This window comes from Streptomyces sp. NPDC001508 (assembly GCF_040298665.1).
Classification (GTDB): Bacteria; Actinomycetota; Actinomycetes; order Streptomycetales; family Streptomycetaceae; genus Streptomyces.
This window is the reverse complement of the sequence record NZ_JBEPAP010000039.1, coordinates 17851-36873: the sequence shown is the minus strand read 5'-3', so window position 1 is coordinate 36873 and position 19023 is coordinate 17851. Positions and strand designations below refer to the sequence as shown.

Sequence of the window (19023 nt, the reverse complement as noted above, 5' to 3'; positions counted from 1 at the left end):
GTTCTCAGCCGGGCCGCTCGGCCATGACCACCAGACCCGGCCCGGTCTGCTCATCCGCGGGGAGCCGAAGTTCGGCAACCGGGCGCAGTCCGGCCTGCTCGATCAGGCCGACGAATGGTTCCGGCCGCCATTTGTGTGTCGTCCAGCGCACGGGTACACCTCCGTAGGCCTCGGTGCGCACCGCGTCTTCGTCGCCGACGTGTGTGGCGGCGATGAAGTGTCCACCCGGCTTCAGAGCGCGCGCGAACAGGGCGAGAACCTGAGGAAGGACGTCACGGGGGAGGTTGAACAGCGACCACCACCCGAGCACACCGCCGAGGGACGCTTCGCCGAGGTCGAGGTCGGTGGCCGAGGCGACGCTGAAGCGGCATTGCGGATAAAGACGGCGCGCGTTCTCGATCATGCGAGGGGAGAGATCGACCCAGGACACATCGAGTCCGCGTTCGGCGAGGTAGCCGGTCACCGTTCCGGGTCCGCAGCCGACGTCGAGGACGGGCCCAAGCCCGCTCACGGTGTCGGCGAAGGCGTCGATCGACGCCTTGAGCCATGGATGGGTACGGATGTCACCGAACCCCGTCGTCACCACCATGTGGGCGTAGTTGTCGGCCACGCGGTCATAGGACTCACGGACCACGTCAAGATCGGCTGGGCGGTCGATACGGTGGGCGCGCATCACCCAACGATAGTGCGCGCAACGCCTGTTGGCGGACTCGCGCGTCGACCGGGGCGGGGCATCTCCAGCATGTGGCCCGCCAAGCCGGTGCGCCCGGCTCCGCACCGGCTTCCTCCGTCCGGGCGCCGGATGATTCCGACTGGCTGACCTGCCGTCATAAAGGCTTGGACAGTCCGTCTTCCTGTATGCCAGACATCTGCTCCGCTCCGGAAAGAGGGAAGACGCATGAATCGACGCGTGAATCAACGAATGGGCCGAATATGCGCTCTCATACTTTTGGCTTGCGGCATTTCGGGGGTGGGGAGCACAGCGCAATCCGTTGCGGCCGAAGCCCCTACGCCCACCCCGTTCGCCGCTCCCATGGACGCACCCAAGCACCTCAAGGTACGCAAGAGGGTGGCCGCCCCCGCACCGGAAGTGGTCAATGTCCGGGATTTCGGTGCTGTCGGTGATGGCACCGCCGATGACACCGCGGCCTTCCAGCGGGCCATCGCCCAGTCGGCGGCGACAAAAATCCCTGTCTACGTCCCTATGGGCACGTACAGGATCACCGATACGCTCACGCTGGACAAGCAGCTGATGACCGGGGACAACCACGCCAGCTACACCTCCGACTATCAGACGCTCCCCACCATCGTGGAAGCCGACCCCGCGCACAGCGCGATCCGGCTCAAGGACGGCGGCGCGATCAGCGGCCTGAACTTCGATCACCCCCAGGACCAAAGCTCCGCCACACCGACGCAGTTCGCCACGACCGTTCTCCTCGACGGTGTCGGAACCCGCGTCAGCAACGTGAAGATCTCTTTCCCCTGGGCGGGGATCGAGTCCGTCGGTGACAACACCGGACGCGCGGTCATCCAGGATGTGTTCATCTCCGCACCCGCCAGGCTGGGCATGCGGATCGACACCGGCTGGGACGCCACGACGATCTCGAACGTGGAAGTGTGGACGCCACCCACCGTCTACCAGGGAGCGTTCTGGAAGAGCGGCGTAGGCATCGAGCTGGGCCACCTCGACGCGTTCCGCATGAACAACGTCTTCGTCTTCGGGGCGAACACCGGCGTACTCCTGCAAGGGACAGACAAAGGCGCCACCTGGGGCACCATCGACGGCCTCACCACCGACTTCTGCAACGTCGGAGTGCTGAGCGCGGACAAGACGCTCGTGACCCTCACCAACTCGACGCATTACACCTTCCACCACGCTCTCGCGATCACCGGAAGCGAAAGCCGGGTCAACGTGTCAGCCAGCCACTTCCGCTCCAACAACTCAGCGGCGGTGTACGTCCACGGCGGCTACTACGTGACGATCTCAAGCTCCGAAATGGAAGGCCACGGCGGGCCCGCACTCCTCGTCGACGGCGGCGCCAAAGTGACCATCACCGGTAACGACATCACGGGCAACACAGCCGGCGCACGGTTCTACGGCAACGGCGTGATCAACTTCTCGAACAACACCGTCGTGGCCGACACGCACGCCGCCGCGTTCCAGAACAACGCCACCAACCCGTTCAACCAATTCACCGGAAACATCATCTATCCCTGAAGGGCGAGGCCGTCCTCACGCCCGCCGGAAGAGGCCGCCGCAGCGCCCGACATCGACTCCATCGGCCACCGTCCCGCGACCACAGCCCGGTCGGGGAAGCTGCCGACACCCTCGCGGGCTGAAGCGTCTGGCCGAAGCCGACGCGCGGGGGGATCCGGTTCCCGGTGCGGTCCGGACAGGGCGATCCGTCGTCGGCGAACCTGCCGAAGGCCCAGGGCGGCGGCCGGCTGGACGGCGGGGTTCAGGTCCGCACAGCGGACGGCACCGTGCGGATCTCCTCCGACACGGTGACGGCGTACATCACCGCCGAGGGCGTGTACACCCCGCCGAAGGCATGACGGGCGAACGGACGCGATGAGGGATCGCCGGTCCGGACCGCTCAGCCCCCCGGACCGGCTCTGTACGGCCGGTCTGGGAGGGCAGTCCGCTGCCACCGCCGAAGCGGCGCTCGCGCGCCACGTAGACGGTGACGGCGCCCCTCAGCCGGGCCAGTTCGCAGTCCGGCCACGGGGCGGAATCGCAGACCAGTTCCGCGTAGGCGAGATGCCAGGGCAGGGAGTTGCTGATCCGCTGCTCGCCGGAGGTGCGGATCAGCAGATCGGCATCGGGCAGTTCCGGCACATACAGATGCCGGGCGAGGTCGGCAGGGGTGATGTCCTCGGGGCGGATGGTGCCGTCACGGCCTCGGCAGCCAACGCGCGTGCGGCGGCGGTCAGTTCCTCCCGCCCGCCGTAGTCCACACGGACAGAGAGCGTGAGTGCGTCGCTGTTGCAGGTCATGCTCTCCACCAGCGTGATCCGGCGGCCAACTCCTCCTGCGCGCGCCTGAAAGCGGGATGCGGCGGCGCCGATCTCACGGGTGTGCTTGCTTCGGCAAGGTGAGGATTTCGGCTCCGTCGTCGGTGATGGCGATCGTGTGCTCACTGTGTGCCGTCCGGCAGCCCGTCGCGCTTCGGAGCGTCCACCCGTCGGCGTCGGTGACGAGTTTGGCGGTGTCCGCCATGACCCACGGCTCCAGTGCCAGCAGCAGCCCGGGGCGCAGTTTGTATCCACGGCCGGGCCGCCCGGCGTTCGCAACATGCGGGTCCTGATGCATCGTTGACCCGATGCCATGACCTCCGAACTCGGTGTTGATCGGGTATCCCGCCTCGCTGAGCACCGTGCCGATGGCATGGGAGATGTCGCCGATGCGAGCCCCGGGCCCGGCGGCGGCGATCCCTGCGGCCAGTGCGCGTTCCGTTGTACTGATCATCGCGACGCTCTCCGGGGGCTCTGCGTCGCCCACGATGAAGCTGATGGCGGCGTCTGCGGCGACCCCGCCTCTGGAGACGGCGAGGTCAAGGGTGAGCAGATCGCCGTCGGCGAGCGTGTAGGCGTACGGCCGTCCATGGAGTACGGCGTCGTTGACGGCCGTGCAGATGTAGTGGCCGAACGGGCCGCGTCCGAAGGAGGGCGCGTAGTCGACGTAGCAGGACTGCGCTCCCGCCTCGACGATCATGGTCTTGGCCCACCGGTCGATGTCCAGGAGGTTCGTACCGACCGTGCTACGGCTCTTCAGCGTCTGCAGGATGTCAGCGACCAGGGCGCCTGTGTCTTTTGCTCGGGCCAGCAGGGTGGGGTTCAGGATCTCGATCATGCGGCGCCCTTCTCATGGGACCAATAACTATACCGGCCATACTATACCGGCACTAGAATGGGAGTCATGGTCAGACTGCCACTCACCCCCGCAGAGGTCGCACGCGGACAGCGCCTCGGCGCCCTCCTACGCCGGGCCAGGGGAGAACGCTCGATGCTCGACATCGCGCTCGACGCACATGTCTCACCGGAGACCCTCCGGAAGATCGAGTCGGGCCGCGTGGCCACCCCCGCCTTCCCGACCATCGCGGCGATCGCCGATGTCCTCGGCCTCTCCCTCGATGCGGTGTGGGCCGAGATCAGCCGACCCGAACATGACGTCACACCGGCCGCCTCTGCTCACACCCGACCTGAGCGGCTGACCGCGTAAGCCTCCGTCCCATACGCCTGTCAGGACTCCGCCAGGCCGACGGCCCGGTCCACCGCGGCCGTGAGCGAGCCGGTCCGCGGGGCCGGGCCTCCTCATGAAGAGCGAAACACGCCTGGTCTCCGAGTCGGCGCCGATCCCCTACGTCGCCGGTCGCCGCCCGATGCCGGAACGGCTCGCTGCGGATGGCCAACTCTCCGGCCGGCGTTGCCAGGCCGATGTGGTCGGGCCGGCGCCCGGCCGACGGGCGCAGTCGGGCGACGGTCTCAGCAGCGATCGCCTCCCCGCTGACGTACCGCGCCCGGGTCCAGGAAGCGCAGACGTGCCGCGTTGTGCGACCGCGACCGCGGCACGCCGCCGATGTCAGCCGACCTGGCCGCTGGGGCGGCGGACGCCGTGCGACACCGCGGTGTGTGTCGCTGCTCGGTTCCGTGCCGCAGGTGTGGCGCCAGGTGGAGCGATCCGGCCGGGGTCAGGCTCGCGGCCGCAGATAGGCCCAGCCGAAGATGCTGGCCGTGTCGTGGAGTTCACCGGCCTGCGCGGTCGACCGGGCGAGCTGGTCGCGGCAGGCGGTGATCCGTCGGGTGAGCGGGCTCGTGGCCGGTGCGGACTTTTCAGAGATGTGTACGTTCGGCATTGCGGAGGATTCCTTCCATGAGACTGATCTTGCTGGTTCGGCAGTAGTCGGTTTCGGTGCTGTCCAGACGGCCGGTCTCGAAGTACTTGTTGGCCACCTGGCCACCGCGGCAGTAGGCGAAGTACTCGCACTGCTCACGGCAGTTGGTCACGCCCGCCAGGGCCTCGGCGACCCAGGGCACTTCCGCGGCCCGGGCGGCCAGCACGGTCAGGGGGGTGTCGAGGACGTTTCCCGCGGTGAAAGGGCCGTGTCGGGCCGAGCGGAAGCCCGCCAGTTCGGCACCGAGCGGAAGGAAGTCGCCGTCCCAGGTCACCATGGGCAGCGGCATGACGGGGCGGTCGGCGCGATGTGCCGCCGTACCGGACAGTTCCTCGCGGATGTAGGTGTAAGCGTGGTCCAGCTCTCTGACCTGGATCCGTGGATCGGCCTGCCAGCAGGCCGCGAGTTCCTCCCAGAACGCCACGACCGAGTGCTCGGGGTCCTGTCCGCCCGTGTACACGCCCTTCTTCTCGGCAAGGTTCACCCCGAGGTCGTCGCAGCCCAGCTCGCAGGCGAATCGGTAGAGGTCGGTGGCGGCTCCCGGGGACACATCGGCCACCACCGCGATCATGCCGAAACCGATGCCGGCCTGCCGCAGCATGGCGATGCCGCTCATCGCCCGCTGGGTGCTCGGCCCGCCCGCCCAGTCCACGCGTGAGGCGTTCGCTTCGCCCGGGCCGTCGAGGCTCACGGTGACACGGACGGGAAGGGTAGCGAACACCTCGCACCACGCCTCGTCGATGAGCGTGGCATTGGTCTGCACGGCGTGCACCACCGGATGCGCCTCACCCGTCCCCGTCCCGAAGGGCTCCGTGAGAGTCCGGAAGTAGGCCGGGCCCACCGCGAGTGGTTCGCCGCCGTGCCATACGACGGCCACCGGGCGCCGCCTGGACCATTCCCGGACGCCTGCCGCAACCGCCTGCGCGACCTCGGTACTCATCCGCCGGGACACCTTCCGGTCCGGCAGATAGCAGTAGGTGCAGTCGAGATTGCACAGCGTCGTCGGCTGCATCAGCATCACCGAGGGCACCTCGGCCAGCTGTGCGGCGCCCGTTCGGACGGGCTTCTCGTCAGCGGACCTGGCCTGAGCAGTGCACACGCCTTGAGCCTAGGGTCCACGCCGCCACACCCAAGTCCGATCCTTCGTCGAACCACTCCTTCGAGCGATCACACCCGCACAACACGCTCCGTACCGAATGTCACGACGCACCTACCGCGCCAGCTCCGCGAGCCACGGATGCCCGGGATGCACCCGCTCCAGCCAGTGGCCGAGGAGGGCTCGCCGTGCCCGGCCCAGCAGCGGCAACACCCCGTCGAAGTCCGCCTGGTCCTTGGGCCGTGGCGCTTTGGCTTTGAAGAGCAGTACCAACTCCGGTACCAGGTACGGGATTCCGTCCGCCGTCCGCTCGGTGATCGCGTCGTAGGGCAGCCGCAGCTTCTCGTCGCGTCGGCAGATCCACGTTGCGCCCTCATGCGGCTCGCGGAAGACGTCGAACAGGAACTGACCGCTCGCCGGATCCCGTAGCCAGGTCTGGTGCGTGGCCGCCAGCGCCTCGGCTCCCGCCCCCGGCCAGACCCGTCCCGAGCCCACCGCGTCGAACACGTACTCGGGGAAGCGGTCCCGGATCTCCTGGAAACCCGCTGTGGGCACGGCGATCTCCAGGTCGCCGTGCGGCCGTGAGGGCCCGCCGCGGAACAGATCCAGCGCCCACCCCGCCGCGATGCACCAGGACGCACCGACCCCGCCCAGCCGCTCCGCGACCTGTTCCGGCCGCCAGGCGTCCGCCCATCGGGCGTCCAGTTCGTTCGCGTCCAGCACAGCGCCGCCGGGCGGCAGGTGTTCGGTCATCGGCACAACGTACTGCCGCGCCCCGGCCCGGGTGTCACCGCAGGCGTCGTACTCGCAGAGCGCTGTCGCGGGTGTGGTGGGTGCCGGCAGGGGTCCGGGTCGGCGCGGGAACGGGTCCCTTTGACCAGTATGTTCCAAGTGGGGTCGAAGAGTTGGGCGATGGCGTCGGGCTGGTGGGAGTCGGCGGGTTCGAAGTCACCTGTTACTGACGGGGGGTCAGTTCCGCGAGGGCGTGTGTGGTGAGAGCAGCGTGCCGCCGGGTGCGACGGCGTCCAGCAGAGCGTGCAGCGCGGCGTGGCCCGGCTGACGCTTGAGCGGGAAGTACTGGACGGACCCTTCCTTGCGGGCGGGACGCGAACGAAGGAAGCAACTCATTCAATCGAGGTGTTGGACAGCGAACCCGGTCGTTCAGGCTTCCTTGTCAGCGAACCTGGTCGCTCTTCGGCCCGATGTCTTTGATCCTGGTCGGAGTTTCGTCCGGGGCGAATGAGTGGTGGAAGGTGAAGGCGTGCGGCGCGGAGCCGTGGTCGTGGAAGTGTTCCAGCCTGGAAACCCCGTCCTGCCAGGTGGGTATCACGCCGTCGGAGACCCACCAGATCACGTAATTCGGGTGCCCTGTCCTCTCGAACCAGTCGTAACGCCTGTTCAGCGCCGCACGGTGCAGACCGGTGTAGACGGCGTCGAAGGCGGGGCGCAGGTCGGTCCAGAGTGAGAGGGTCGCGGCCAGGGCGGTGGTTTCCGCTGTGCGGCCCTTGCCGTACCAAGCCGGTACGGCGAACTCTCCCCATGCACCCCAGTCCGCCTCGAAGAGCATGCCCCGATCACCGTCTGCCGCTTCAGCACGCGCCAGGTACCCGGGGTGCTGACTGATCTTCCGGTAGACGGCTTCACCACTGTCGTAGAACTCGCGCGTGAGAGGTGCGGGATCGGCGAGAGGTGACTTCAGGACGCCGAATGTGTACAGCGCAAGATGGGGCATGCGTCTCGTCGCCGCGCACCACGGTGGCGTGCCGCAGGGCCGTAGCCGCTCACCTCAGCCCCCCGCACACCCGTTCCCCGGCGCCCTCGGACACCCAGCCAGCCCAGGGCCCAAAGCTACTCAAAACCGGGGATCGAAAACAGGCACTCAGCTTGTTCTTCAACCTCGTGGGCTGCTGCGGGACATGTCCTCGAGGGTCCGCGGGAGGTGTCGCCGTAGTCAGGTTCTCGACTTGCCGTGGGAATCCAGTGGCCTTGGGGTAGGCGGGTTGGTACCTTCGGCCACGTGATCACTATGTCGAACGATGAACTGATCGCTGCCGCTCAGGCCGTGCTGAATCCGCACAAGGTGGGTGACCGGCTGTTCGGCAACGTAGGTTCCACGTTGATCACCGATGCCGGCAACCCGTACTCGGGCGTGTGTATCGACACCGGATCGGGCACCGGGTTCTGCGCGGAGCACGCAGCCATCGCCGCCATGGTCACTGCCCGCGAGTACCGGATCGCGAAGGTGGTCGCGGTATGGCGCAACGACGAGGGCGTCTTGCACGTCCTCCCGCCGTGCGGCCGGTGCCGGGAGTTCATGCGCCAGATCGACCCGGCGAACCTCGATACCGAAGTGGTCCTGGGCCGCAACAGAACGACAAGACTCCGCGACCTGTTGCCCGCCAGTGAATGGCCCGACCCACTGGACTGACCTGCGGCTGCGTCGACCTTGAGATCGTCAAGGACCCACGCCCAGTGGCACGCAGCCGGGACGATGTCCTGGGGGCGGCACATAGCTGGCTGCTCAAGCAGGCTGCCTGCCAGCGACCGTGAACTCGGGAATTCCAGCGGCATAGCTGCTGGGGTCGGCGGGCGTTCCGTCGTGGCATTCGAGGCCTGTCGACCGGACTGACTTATGAGTCTTCGCAGCTCAGGTGGGGCATCTGCTGTGCTTGCCGACGTGCTTGATGAGCAGCGTCCCGGAAGGGATCTGAGGGACTTCGTCCTGCCCGAGTCAGGCCGGCTGTTCGAGACGGGAGACCCACATCGGACGGCGTTGTCGACACTGATGCCGGTGAGGTCCCCGAGGACGGATGCCGGGCAGATTCACGGCAAGAGCCAGGCGTGCGGCGTTGTGGCCGCCGATCCCGTGGTGACCGTACTCACCGGAACTTCGGGCTGAGTGGGTGTTTTCATCCCCCGCCCTGGCCACGGCGCCTCCCGTGGGCTGCGCTGTGGCCCACGGGAGGCGCCGCTGGGGAACTTGGGAGGAGGTGCTGTCACACAACCGGTGTGTCGGTCATGCGGTTGTGATCAGACGCCACAGGGACGTGGTCTCGGCACTTCGTGCGGCGTGGAGTGGGTCGGTGGTGTCCTTGGACCGGGGGTGCCGGGGCTTTGTATCGATCTTGTCCGCGACCCGGAGGTGCGCCGTGTGGATCGCGTCGAGCAGTTGCCGGCGTGTCCTGAGGCCAAGGTGTTCTGCCAGGTCCGACAGGATGAGCCAGCCCTCGCCGCCTGGTCGGAGGTGGGCGGACAGCCCAGCTAGGAAGCCGTGGAGCATGGTGCTGCCCGTGTCGTAGACGCCTTGCTCAATGAGGCTGGTCGGACGGGCGGGGAGCCACGGCGGGTTGCACACGATGAGGTCGGCGCGGCCTTCGGGGAACAGACAGGGGCCCGTCACGTCGATGTGGTGGGTCAGTGCGAGCCGACGGACGTTTTCCATGGCGCATGCCAGCGCGCGGGGGCTGCTGTCGGTGGCCACGATGCGACGGATGCCTCGGCGGGCCAGGACGGCAGCCAGGACGCCGGTCCCCGTACCAAGATCGAACGCGGTGCTGGTGGCGAGGAAGTCTCGGGTCGCCGGCGGCAGCGGTGTGTGGGCGACCAGGTCGACATACTCACCTCGGACGGGGGCGAACACACCGTAATGGGGGTGAATGCGGGTACCCAGTGCCGGCACATCGACCCCGTTGACGCGCCACTGGTGCGCACCGATCACTCCCAGCAGCTCCCTGAGGGAGAGTGCCATGGGTCCGTCGGGCGGGCCATAGGCCTCCCGACACGCCTGGCGGACGTCGGGAGCCCGGCGCAAGGCCAGCGTGTAGTCGCCGTCCAGCAGCACCAGGAGCTTGCCGAGGATATGGGCGCGGTGGCGGCTGGCGCGTCGGTGCAGGTGGAAGGACTTGCTGGTGGAGGTTGCGCTCCTGGGGGGTTTGCGGTCGATGCGGCGGCCCATCGCCTGCAGTAGGTGCCGGGCGTTGTGGAAGTCACCTCGCCAGAGCAGGGCCGTTCCTTCACATGCTTGGCGGTAGGCGTCGTTGGCCCTCATCCGGTCGTCGGCGACGATGACGCGTTGCGGAGGGGAAGCGCCGTTCTCGGAATGCCAGCGGGCGGACTGGTGGGTCGGGCCTTCTGTCCAATGGATCGTGGACACCACGTACTCCTCGTGGTCGAACGTGCAGGGACACGAGAAGCACTTCGACGAGGAGCAGACGGAACCGACGTCTGTCCACCGGACAGACGTATGCGTTGAGGCAGGTGGCCGCTACCGCCCTCGCGTCGAAGCGCGAGAGCGGACGTCCCACACGACCATGCCAAGCATCAGGTAGGTCCCTTCAGGTGAGAGGCAGCAGAGTCGCACACGTCGTGCCCCGCTGCCAAAACACGCTTGCCACCGGCCAGACCAAGGTCATGGGCTTCCGCCCGCCCAAGCCACTGCGTGACGACGTCGAAGCGCTCGCCGAGGCCGAGGGCGCACGCCGTCCGACGCCCTCATCAAGGCCGTCCACGACGGGGCCGCCAGAAAGCGGCACCAGCACGGAGCCGTCGGCGCCGAGGGGGATCCCAGCCCATGAAGCGCCGCGGTGCGCCGCTTCCGCAGTGACCGGTACGTCGTCGGTCTTCAGCCCACTACTTTCTTGGCGACCTCCGCACTCCACCGGCGCCGGCCGGTGCGCTCGCTCGGCGGCGGGTCAAGGATCAGCTCGAACCGGTCCGGCACGGACGCCAGAATCGGGTGCACCTCCCCCGGCTCCACCCGACACACCAACATCACCAGGCTCCATGCCAACGTGGCCCGACCCGGACGCTGTTGCGGCACAGTGCGTCCGACTCCACCGGCCGATCCACCGGTCCCACGGAACGTCACGGATCACCGGTTCTGAAGCAGCTTCAGCAGCCCGCAGGCTGTGGCGCGGGCGAGGCCGGTGCTTCCTCGGCCTCGCCCGCGGCCGGGCCCGAGGCACGGAAGGTGCGCCGGTACGCCGACGGGGCGACGCCCGCCTCCGCCGCCAGGTGCCGCCGCAGTGAGGTGGCGGTGGCGAAGCCGACCTCGTGGGCGACCCGTTCCACCGGCAGATCGCTGGACTCCAGCAGGTGCCGCGCCCGCCGCAGCCGCTGCTGGGTCAGCCAGCGGCCGGGGCTCATCCCGGTCTCCTCCCGGAAGCGCCGGGCGAAGGTACGGGTGCTCATCGCCGCGTGCGCGGCCAACTCGTCCAGTGACAGCGGCAGTTCCAGCCGTCGCAGCGCCCAGTCGCGGGTCGGCCCGGTGCCGGTTCCGCTCGCGGGCGGCAGCGGCCGCTCGATGTACTGCGCCTGCCCGCCGTCCCGGTACGGCGGCACGACACAGCAGCGGGCGACCTGGTTGGCCACCTCGCTGCCGTGGTCCTGGCGCACCAGGTGCAGGCAGACGTCGACACCGCTCGCCGCTCCCGCGGAGGTCAGCACATCACCGTGGTCGACGAAGAGCACGCCGGCGTCCAGCTCGACCTGGGGGAACAGCTCCCGGAAGTGGTCGGCGAGCGCCCCCAAGCACGCCTTCCTGCGCGAGCTGGGCGCGGAGGTCTGCATCGACCACCGCTCCGAGGACTTCACCGACACCGAGGAGCGCTACGACGTCGTCCTCGACACTCTCGGCGGGGAGACCGCCACCCGTTCCGTGGGCGTGCTCCGCCCCGGCGGCGTGCTGATTTCCCTGATGCCACAGGCCGAGGACACTCCCGCCGCGGCAAAGAAGGCACAGGTCCGCGCCGTCGGCCTGCTCGTCGAGCACGACCGGGCCGGGATGCGCGCCATCGCCGAGCTGGTCGACCGGGGCAGGCTCCGCGCCCACGTCTCCGGCACCTTCCCCCTCGCCGAGGGCGCCCGGGCCCACGTCCTGGGCGAGACAGGCCGCACCACGGGCAAGCTGGTCATCACCGTGCGCTGAGACAGCCGCGCGGCCAGGAGGAAGCCGTCCCGGTCCTCGATCTCCTGCGATAAAGGGTGCGATACAGGGCCATATGGCGTTGGGTTGTCTCCGTCCAGGTGCGGTGGCGGCGAGTTCCCGGCCGGCCGTCCGGCGGCCCTGGTCGTCGTCCGTGAGCGCCGCGGCCAGTTCGCGGGCCAGGTCCCCGGGTGTCGTGGCGAAGCGGGCCGCCGGGCCGAACACCTCGCGGGACACCGGGAGTTCACGGACGACCAGGGGCACGCCGACCACAAGTGCCTCCATGCGGCCAGTCCGAAGCCTTCCTTCAGGGAGGGGAACGCGAACGTGCCGGCCGCTGCCACCAGGGGTGGCGAATCGTCGTCGGGTACCTCCCCAACAGGACCGGCCCCTCGCCGAGTTGGGCCGCCGCCGCTTCCAGCGGCTCGGTAGTCGCGGTAGTCGAAAGTGCCTCGCCGCCGACGATGACCAGCCGTATATCGGGGTGTTCGGCGCACAGTAGGGCGTACGCCTCAGGTCCATCGAGCCCTTGCGGGGGTCGATGCCGCCGACGGTGAGGAGGTAGCGGCCCAGGCGGGAGCCCCAACTCGCCTACGCCGCCCGGTCGGTGGTGGTGGTGAAACAGTCGTAGGCGACGCCGTTGAGGATGACGGCGGCCTCGATGCCCCAGTGGTCCGCGAGTTCGGCGGCCACGGCCATCGACGTCGCGTTGACGGCGTTGGCGCTGATGCAGTCCTGGGCAACTCATCTGGAATAAGCCCGACTTACGGAGCCATTACCCTCCGCTACCACTTATGCGCAGAAGGCGGAGTCCGCTGTTTTGCCTGGAGTGCATGGCTGACGATTACGGGGAGGGCAACACCGCCGCCGCTTGCGGCCAAGTCCGCAGGCCAGTCGCCCCCGTGGGACTGATCCTGGGAAGAAGAGGGCCCCCGACGGAGAAAGCGCTCCCCCACTCCCCCCACTCCCCCGCCCTGGCGGCTACGTGATCCAGCATGCGTCCGTCGGCCACCGCGGAACCCGCTCGCGGTCATGCTCACCGGCGGGGACGTCCCCGGTTTCCGGTGGTGGTCGAGATCAGCGGGGTCCCAGTCCCGTCCGATCGTTGCGGAGCGGGCCGGAGGCCAGACCCGACAACCCGACACCGACGAGCATGACGGCGGAGGTGACGACGACGGCTGTGGCGCCCTTGAGGTCGACGAGCGTGCCGAGCACGCTGTTCATGAACAGCAAGGCCAGGCTCTGCACCAGCACCAGCACCGCCTGGATGCGGGACAAGTGGGTTTCGGGCGCTTATGCGAGAACCAGCGGCGCGATATGCGCGGAGAAGATCCCGTTACCGACGCCGATGATCAGGCCGGCGACTACTGCTCCTGTCACGCTGGATAAGAGTCCGAGCGCGAGTACACCCACACCCGCCAGGACGAGCGCGCTCGCCGACAGCATATTGACGATGGTCATCATGGGCCCCGACAGTGCCACATGGCACTGACACCGAGCCTTGACGTGGCCCAACCCGGCTGGCTCTGTCCGAATGACAGTCGCTTCAGTCGCTTCGGTAGCTTCGATCGCTGGGTGGCGTGGCGTCCGCTGGTGGCGAGCCGGGCCCACGAGACGTGGCACCTGACCATCGGCCACTGCGACGACGGGCCGGACGACCGCGGTACCTACTGACCACACCCTTCGGGGTGTGGAGCCCATCGGCCGGTGGCGAACGCTCCCAGGTACGCCCATACGGCCCATGGCGGCTGCCTGACCTCGGTCAGGAGTCTTGTATGAGCAACCGTCCCTGCTTGGCGTCCGGCGAGACGAACGCGAACGCTGTAGGCGCAGCGCCGAGATTGAGGTAGAACGGCTGGAAGTTCGGGTCCATCTGCAACATCAGCTTCCAGGGGCCCTCGTGAGGCCAGTCATCGCCTTGGAAGAACGCGGGCGTTCCGCCGATCTTGTCGCCGCTGATCTGCTCCCAGTATTGATCGTGATCGTCGGGCGGCTGCCTCCCGCGGTCATGCTGAGGACGGAAGTCGGGGTCCTTGTCCGGCTGGAGCCGGACGGTGTACTCGGCGTCGGACCCATCCTCGATGTGGTACAGGGTGGGCCCGGTGGCCATCGGGAGCGTTGAACCGCCGTAGACACCACCCGGCTGCACGATGACCGCGTTCGCGCCCTCGTCGGGAAAAATGACATCGGGGTCGAAGAACGTCTCGTCGCCGTGCTCCGCGTGAGTCACGAAGACATACGCCAGCTTGCCTCGCCCCGCGTCACCGAGCACCGCCCCGAGCTCGATCTGGCAGATGAAACGCATTGGCTCATCCCATGCGTCGTTGACCGGCCACTGCGGCTCGGAAAGCCACACCGGCTGGCCCCCGAACTTGGTGACCGGGGTGGTGATCGGCACATTGGCGGGCACGAACGTCTCGATCCTCAACGTCGGAACCATGAGCACTCCTTGTCGTCACAGCCTGGGAGACGGGGGCGCCTCGCCATCGTGACAGACCGGGCACACCGCGCCCCGAGCCCACAGCAGCGGCGACCAATCCGACCGCTCACACGATTATGAGGAGTAACGGTTTCCGGCCCGCGGCAAAACCTGAACGATCACCCGATTCGCGCCTATTCGCGTGAGTTGTTACTCCGCTCCCCCGCCGCGGGCCTCGGTGTCCCTTGCGGCGGGGGTGGGATCGGGTGGCTCGGTCGGGCACTCCCCCGAGCCTTCACCTTCTGACGGTGCCGTCGGCCTCGGCGTCCCTTTTACGTTGGTGTTCGTTGAGGATGTGCAGCATCTTGTCGAACTCGGTGTCCCCCATCCTCTTGATGAGATGCATGGCGATGAAGGTGCCGTCGTCGTAGGGCAGTTTGGGCGGGCTGGCCGCGGGACGCCGTGCGGAGACGGGCTGGGCGTCACCGCGCGGCTCTGGAACCGTGTCCGTCCGGGGCACCGTGTCCGTCTGGGGCACCGTGTCCATCCGGGGAGCCGCTTCCTGCTTCGGACGCGAGGCGGCATCGACCGGTGCGACATCGTCCGGCGCGGAAGCCACCGGCGCGACATCGACCGGCGGAACATCGACCGGTGCGGCATCCACTGGCGCCGCTGGAGGCTCCTGGGTGATTACGACGTAATCACTCGGCTGGCTCGGCGGCTCGGGCTCGGCGGCAGCCAAGGGAGCCTCCGGCACCACCGGCGCGGCGACAGCCTGCGCCTTGGGGGCCGCCTTCTCCGCCTCCTTGCGCGCTCGTTCGGCCTTGAGCTCCTCCAGAGCCGCAGCCTGCTCCGCGTGCGGCCGGTTCCCGACCGCACGCAGCAACTCAATGGATTCCTCGCGGATCCGCGCCTGAAGCTCGGGGGTGAGATTCAGCAGGGACAGCCGCTGCGACACCCACCCCTGCGAGCGATGCAGCCGTTTGGCCAGCGCGCGCTGACTGCCGTGGATGGCCAGCAGTCGTTGCAGGGCACGGGCCTCGTCCAGCTCTTCGAGGTCCTGCCGATGGATATTGGCGACGAGGGCGGATTCGAGAAGTTCCTCGGAGGTGGCGCCCTGCTCATCGCTGACCATCACCTTGACCGCGGCAAGACCGGCCTCACGGGCGGCGGCGAGCCGGCTGCTGCCATCGATGACGACATACGCGGCGTCCGGCTCGATGTCGGCTTCCCGGTCCGGGTTGGCCTTCACATAGGCATCACGGTTCATGATCGTGATGGCCTGCTTCTGACCATGAGTCTTTAGGCTGCCCGCGAGATCGGTGAGATCTCCGAGCGCGGAACGCGGGTTGTCCGGGTTGAGGCTGATGCGGTTCGGAGGCAGTTCCGTCGGCGGGGCAACGCCTTCGGTGGGGACACCGGTGGCCGCGGCCACGGCCTGGCGACGCGCGCTGACGGAGCGCACTCCCCCACCGAATCGGCCGGCACCCAGCTGGTCGGCCTTGCTCACAGCACCTCCCTGGCCAGGGCGCGCATGCCGATCGACTGCTGCGATTTGGGAGCGTACGACAGCAGGGGCTGTTTCACTCGGACGGCTTCCTTCTGTTCCTTGAGGTCGCCGATGAGCCCGACGACCCGGGGATCCTTTATGTCCACCCATCCCTGAAGGGACGAGGTCGCGATGTAACCGCGGCGGGAGTCATAGAGGTTGACGACGATGCCGAGATAGTCGATGTCGACCTGAAGGTCACCACGCAGGTCATCGATCTGTGTGGTGAGCAGGTCGTAGGCATCCGCGGAGCTGTCCTCGGCCTGGACGACGATCAGTGCCCCCGAATTGCCGGGGCGTTCGCCCTCGCGTCGGCGACCGTAGTAGGCCGCCGCGTCCATGCTGAGGCCGAGGCTGGGCGGGCAGTCGACGATGATTACGTCGTAATCAGCTTCGAGGGGCGCGAGGGCCCGCTCAAGTCCGGCTTCACGCGCACGCACCGCTGAGAGACGTACATCGAGAAGGAAGGCGTCGTGACAGGCCGGGAGAAGGTGGAGTCTGCCGTTGAATGTCTCCTCATCGATCGAGAGGATGAGGTCCCGAAGATCGCCCTTGGAGTCGCCGGCCATGTGATTGGTGAGGCTGTCGCCATCCATGGGCAGGGGAGTGGCGCCCAGTTGGTTGGTGAGGTGGCACTGCGGGTCGAAGTCGACGAGGAGCACACGCTGGCCGGGGCCCGGCAGGTTCTCGATGTCGAGCGGGTTATCGTCCTGCGCCGACTGGTCGGCGTGTGTGTCGCTCTGCCGCAGTGCCTGGGTCAGGGCCTTGGCGACTCGTACGGGATGGAGCGAATTGGGATCCTCGGCGAGCGCTTCACCGAGCCCGGCGGTGATGGCCGTCTTGCCGACCCCGCCCTTTTGGTTGCACACGACGATGCGGCGCGTGATCTCGGGGCGGGAGACATCGGGCGCCGGGTTGGTGTCGAGCCACAGCTGTACGGACTGGGCGAGCCCCTGGATCAGGGACACCCGTCGGTCGGTGGTGATCTGCCGGAAGTCCTCCCACTGCCCCGGGGGCAGGAAGGTGGAGAAGGAGTCGGCGCCGGAGGTGTCGACGGCCGTGGGGGCGGAGGCCAGGTTGCACCAATCCCTGATGCCCTGTTCGACCGCAGCCTGAATCTCGACGCCGTGCTGGGCGGCTCTGATCTTCAGATTCTGACGGAGCCATCCGGGCAGCTTGCTGACGACCTTTTCCCGGTCGCTGGTTGCTGGTGAGCTCATGTTAGACACCATACTAACGTCGATGATCCTTAGGGGGACCGACACGTTAGCTATGGATAGCCCATGGCCGACGAGTCGCTCCACCAAGGTAACGACGGAGCGATTACGACGTAATCACCTCGGCCATTACTCCGTCCGCGTGCAGCACGCCTGTCGCATGGCTGCGTCGGCCACCCGCAGCTGACCGGCCATCACGTCTGCTCCATCACCAAGGCCACAGCGGCGGCGAGCGCAATGCGTGCCTCATCAGTGGTTGCGACCGGCAGAGTCGTGCGCTGCTCTCGTCTGCTCAACGCGCGGACCGCGGCACTCAGATAACGGCTGAGGCTCGTCATCTGAGTTGCGGTGGTGCAACTGGGCAGCACCTCGGCCATCTCATCGAGCCAGTACTCGGCATCTTCGTCCGGGACCAGCCCGTCACGATGGTCCAGAAGCCGCTGCGCCACCGGAACCAAAATATGGTGGCGCCGCCTGACCGCCTCCTGGGCCCGTTGCTCGGCCTGCTTGTGACGGGCGATCCGGTTCTCGGCCGCGATGACGGCCTCGGGGGTGCGACGTAGAGGCTCGGCATCGCGCGGCGCCTCATCGGCAAGGGCCGCCGCCCGTAGTCGCTTGGCCTTGTTATAAGCGGCGCTCGACGCCTTCACAGCAAGTACGGGAGCCAGCTCCGCCCACTCGGCACCCGTACCGCGCGCATCCGCCACGGCTCGGGCCTGGTGAACCTCGGCGCGCTCGCGCAGATACTCCCAGAGCACAACGCGCTTCAGCGCAGCCGCCTTCTGCCGCTCGGGCGGCAGCCTGCGCAGCGCCCCGGCATGCTTCTCGGCATACAGCAGGGCGCCATAGACCTCGTCGTCCGCCGGCATACGCTCAACGCTGGGATCCTCCGCGTCCTCATGAAGCTGACGCAGCTCACCGACGACGCCCACCGCGTCCAGCGTGCCGATGCGCAGCGGCTGCTTGACCAGCGGCGTTGTGGGGGAGGGGGACTTACGGGCACGACGAGCCATGCGGAACAGTGTGCCCGGAAAACCATGATTCACATTCTGTGAATCGCCCAACGCTCTGTCCCAAGAGCTACGCGCCCCCAGGAACCTACCTGCTCATAGACCGCCCCGCCGGGTGATTACGCCGTAATCACCCGGCGGGCCCGGCCCCGGCCCCCGACCTACGACGGGACGGCACCACGCGCGATGATCCAGCACCCATCCCACGTCGATACTCGGACCGGCTGGATCTGGCGGACCGCTTTCCCCGGCTGCGCTGCGGGAGTTCCACGCGTTGACGGTGGGGTTCCCCTCCCACTTCGGCAAGAAGCGGCACGGTTCTTCGACATCAACGTACCCGCGGAGCGCCTGGGCACTGAGGACAGGCAAGAGGCGGACTGGCGAAAGCCGTTCCCACTTCCACTCCTCGGCAACGCCCCCGCAGACGAGACGCTCACGACCTTGGGGGATTTCAATCCGCAGTGCGAGGACTGGCGTCGGCCCTTCCATGTCTGCTTGATGGGGTCGAGTGCGGGCGACGACAGCCTCTTCAAGGCTGAGCACGCGGACGAGCCCGAGGTGGAGGCCATCCCCGGCTTCAGGCCGACCCATGCCGTCAATGTCAGCGCCGGCTGCAATCGCGACATCGACCACATCGCCAGGACCTTGCTGACCGCTGCTGTCATGGATGTCATCGGGGGAGTGGCCAAAGCCAAGCTGCTGAACGGACAGGTGCCGGTCGTCTCCGACCTTCCCGGCTTACCGATTGACCCCAGGGGCTGCCCGACCTAGGCCGGGCAGCCCCCAGAGCACTCCGCGACACCAGCACCACATACCGGGCGGGCCGCCGGAGTCGGCATCTGGGCCCGGACCCGGAGGCAAAGCGCCAGAAATGCTTGGCGCTGCTGAGTAGTTCCCTGGCTGGACCGGTCCGT

General features: G+C 67.9%; 22 protein-coding genes and 2 pseudogenes. 6 read left to right on the top strand and 18 right to left on the bottom strand.

Features of this window, described 5'->3' with window-relative positions:
• Window positions 1-4 precede the first annotated feature (4 nt).
• Window positions 5-673 carry a class I SAM-dependent methyltransferase gene (locus ABT245_RS29170; protein ID WP_351738916.1) on the bottom strand — a complete coding sequence of 223 codons (669 nt, stop codon included), beginning with the start codon at window positions 671-673 and terminating at the stop codon, window positions 5-7.
• A gap of 360 nt (window positions 674-1033) precedes the next feature.
• Here ABT245_RS29170 and ABT245_RS29165 point away from each other — a divergent pair, with 360 nt between their 5' ends.
• Window positions 1034-2218 carry a right-handed parallel beta-helix repeat-containing protein gene (locus ABT245_RS29165; protein ID WP_351738913.1) on the top strand — a complete coding sequence of 395 codons (1185 nt, stop codon included), beginning with the start codon at window positions 1034-1036 and terminating at the stop codon, window positions 2216-2218.
• Window positions 2219-2382: 164 nt separating this feature from the next.
• Window positions 2383-2556: a hypothetical protein gene (locus ABT245_RS29160; protein WP_351738911.1), complete on the top strand. Its 174-nt coding sequence runs from the start codon at window positions 2383-2385 to the stop codon at window positions 2554-2556.
• Here the strand turns inward: ABT245_RS29160 and ABT245_RS29155 are convergent.
• Complete coding sequence (locus tag ABT245_RS29155) at window positions 2519-2839, bottom strand: undecaprenyl diphosphate synthase family protein (RefSeq protein ID WP_351738908.1); 321 nt, start codon at window positions 2837-2839, stop codon at window positions 2519-2521. The two genes, ABT245_RS29160 and ABT245_RS29155, sit on opposite strands and share 38 nt — an antisense overlap.
• A 231-nt stretch (window positions 2840-3070) precedes the next feature.
• Window positions 3071-3853: a type I methionyl aminopeptidase gene (gene map, locus ABT245_RS29150; RefSeq protein ID WP_351738906.1), complete on the bottom strand. Its 783-nt coding sequence runs from the start codon at window positions 3851-3853 to the stop codon at window positions 3071-3073.
• Between the two features lie 66 nt (window positions 3854-3919).
• On the opposite strand from map, the gene ABT245_RS29145 reads away from it, so the two are divergent.
• Window positions 3920-4222: a helix-turn-helix domain-containing protein gene (locus ABT245_RS29145; RefSeq protein ID WP_351738903.1), complete on the top strand. Its 303-nt coding sequence runs from the start codon at window positions 3920-3922 to the stop codon at window positions 4220-4222.
• Here the strand turns inward: ABT245_RS29145 and ABT245_RS29140 are convergent.
• From ABT245_RS29140 to ABT245_RS29115, 6 genes are all read right to left on the bottom strand, one after another.
• On the bottom strand, window positions 4173-4472 hold the full coding sequence (locus tag ABT245_RS29140) for a hypothetical protein (protein ID WP_351739045.1): 300 nt from the start codon (window positions 4470-4472) through the stop codon (window positions 4173-4175). The genes ABT245_RS29145 and ABT245_RS29140 overlap by 50 nt on opposite strands.
• Before the next feature lie 219 nt (window positions 4473-4691).
• Window positions 4692-4856, bottom strand: a complete 165-nt coding sequence (locus tag ABT245_RS29135) for a hypothetical protein (RefSeq protein ID WP_351738900.1) — start codon at window positions 4854-4856, stop codon at window positions 4692-4694.
• On the bottom strand, window positions 4834-5994 hold the full coding sequence (gene amcB, locus ABT245_RS29130) for a cyclophane-forming radical SAM peptide maturase AmcB (RefSeq protein WP_351738897.1): 1161 nt from the start codon (window positions 5992-5994) through the stop codon (window positions 4834-4836). Before amcB ends, ABT245_RS29135 begins: the two co-directional genes overlap by 23 nt.
• Window positions 5995-6105: 111 nt before the next feature.
• Complete coding sequence (locus ABT245_RS29125; protein WP_351738895.1) at window positions 6106-6744, bottom strand: nucleotidyltransferase domain-containing protein; 639 nt, start codon at window positions 6742-6744, stop codon at window positions 6106-6108.
• A 216-nt stretch (window positions 6745-6960) separates the two neighbouring features.
• The gene (locus ABT245_RS29120) at window positions 6961-7119 is read right to left on the bottom strand and encodes a hypothetical protein (protein ID WP_351738892.1); all 159 of its coding nucleotides are present in this window, start codon (window positions 7117-7119) and stop codon (window positions 6961-6963) included.
• 46 nt (window positions 7120-7165) lie between these two features.
• Window positions 7166-7723 (bottom strand): DUF3291 domain-containing protein, encoded by a 558-nt coding sequence (locus ABT245_RS29115; protein ID WP_351738890.1) that lies wholly within the window; start codon window positions 7721-7723, stop codon window positions 7166-7168.
• Window positions 7724-7960: 237 nt separating this feature from the next.
• On the opposite strand from ABT245_RS29115, the gene ABT245_RS29110 reads away from it, so the two are divergent.
• Window positions 7961-8419, top strand: coding sequence for a cytidine deaminase family protein (locus ABT245_RS29110; RefSeq protein ID WP_351738888.1), 459 nt, complete (start codon window positions 7961-7963; stop codon window positions 8417-8419).
• Window positions 8420-9007: 588 nt separating this feature from the next.
• Here the strand turns inward: ABT245_RS29110 and ABT245_RS29105 are convergent.
• From ABT245_RS29105 to ABT245_RS29095, 3 genes and pseudogenes are all read right to left on the bottom strand, one after another.
• Complete coding sequence (locus ABT245_RS29105; protein WP_351738885.1) at window positions 9008-10144, bottom strand: methyltransferase; 1137 nt, start codon at window positions 10142-10144, stop codon at window positions 9008-9010.
• 468 nt (window positions 10145-10612) lie between these two features.
• Window positions 10613-10732 (bottom strand): DUF6192 family protein, encoded by a 120-nt coding sequence (locus tag ABT245_RS29100; RefSeq protein ID WP_351738882.1) that lies wholly within the window; start codon window positions 10730-10732, stop codon window positions 10613-10615.
• Between the two features lie 149 nt (window positions 10733-10881).
• Window positions 10882-11514 (bottom strand): annotated as a pseudogene (locus ABT245_RS29095) (GlxA family transcriptional regulator); the annotation flags it as partial.
• Here ABT245_RS29095 and ABT245_RS29090 point away from each other — a divergent pair.
• A pseudogene (locus ABT245_RS29090) lies at window positions 11504-11917 on the top strand (zinc-binding dehydrogenase); the annotation flags it as partial. The pseudogenes ABT245_RS29095 and ABT245_RS29090 sit on opposite strands and share 11 nt — an antisense overlap.
• Window positions 11918-12991: 1074 nt before the next feature.
• Here the strand turns inward: ABT245_RS29090 and ABT245_RS29085 are convergent.
• From ABT245_RS29085 to ABT245_RS29060, 6 genes are all read right to left on the bottom strand, one after another.
• Window positions 12992-13192, bottom strand: a complete 201-nt coding sequence (locus ABT245_RS29085) for a hypothetical protein (RefSeq protein ID WP_351738880.1) — start codon at window positions 13190-13192, stop codon at window positions 12992-12994.
• Between the two features lie 15 nt (window positions 13193-13207).
• On the bottom strand, window positions 13208-13378 hold the full coding sequence (locus tag ABT245_RS29080) for a hypothetical protein (protein WP_351738877.1): 171 nt from the start codon (window positions 13376-13378) through the stop codon (window positions 13208-13210).
• A 298-nt stretch (window positions 13379-13676) separates the two neighbouring features.
• On the bottom strand, window positions 13677-14354 hold the full coding sequence (locus ABT245_RS29075) for a DUF1963 domain-containing protein (RefSeq protein WP_351738875.1): 678 nt from the start codon (window positions 14352-14354) through the stop codon (window positions 13677-13679).
• A 274-nt stretch (window positions 14355-14628) separates the two neighbouring features.
• Entirely contained in the window at window positions 14629-15843 is a 1215-nt protein-coding gene (locus ABT245_RS29070; RefSeq protein ID WP_351738872.1) for a ParB/RepB/Spo0J family partition protein, read from the bottom strand.
• Window positions 15840-17102: a ParA family protein gene (locus ABT245_RS29065; RefSeq protein WP_351738870.1), complete on the bottom strand. Its 1263-nt coding sequence runs from the start codon at window positions 17100-17102 to the stop codon at window positions 15840-15842. The genes ABT245_RS29070 and ABT245_RS29065 overlap by 4 nt, the downstream gene beginning before the upstream one ends.
• Window positions 17103-17293: 191 nt before the next feature.
• Window positions 17294-18112, bottom strand: a complete 819-nt coding sequence (locus ABT245_RS29060) for a hypothetical protein (RefSeq protein ID WP_351738867.1) — start codon at window positions 18110-18112, stop codon at window positions 17294-17296.
• Between the two features lie 183 nt (window positions 18113-18295).
• Here ABT245_RS29060 and ABT245_RS46210 point away from each other — a divergent pair, with 183 nt between their 5' ends.
• The gene (locus ABT245_RS46210) at window positions 18296-18880 is read left to right on the top strand and encodes a DUF6368 family protein (RefSeq protein WP_502982217.1); all 585 of its coding nucleotides are present in this window, start codon (window positions 18296-18298) and stop codon (window positions 18878-18880) included.
• Window positions 18881-19023 lie beyond the last annotated feature (143 nt).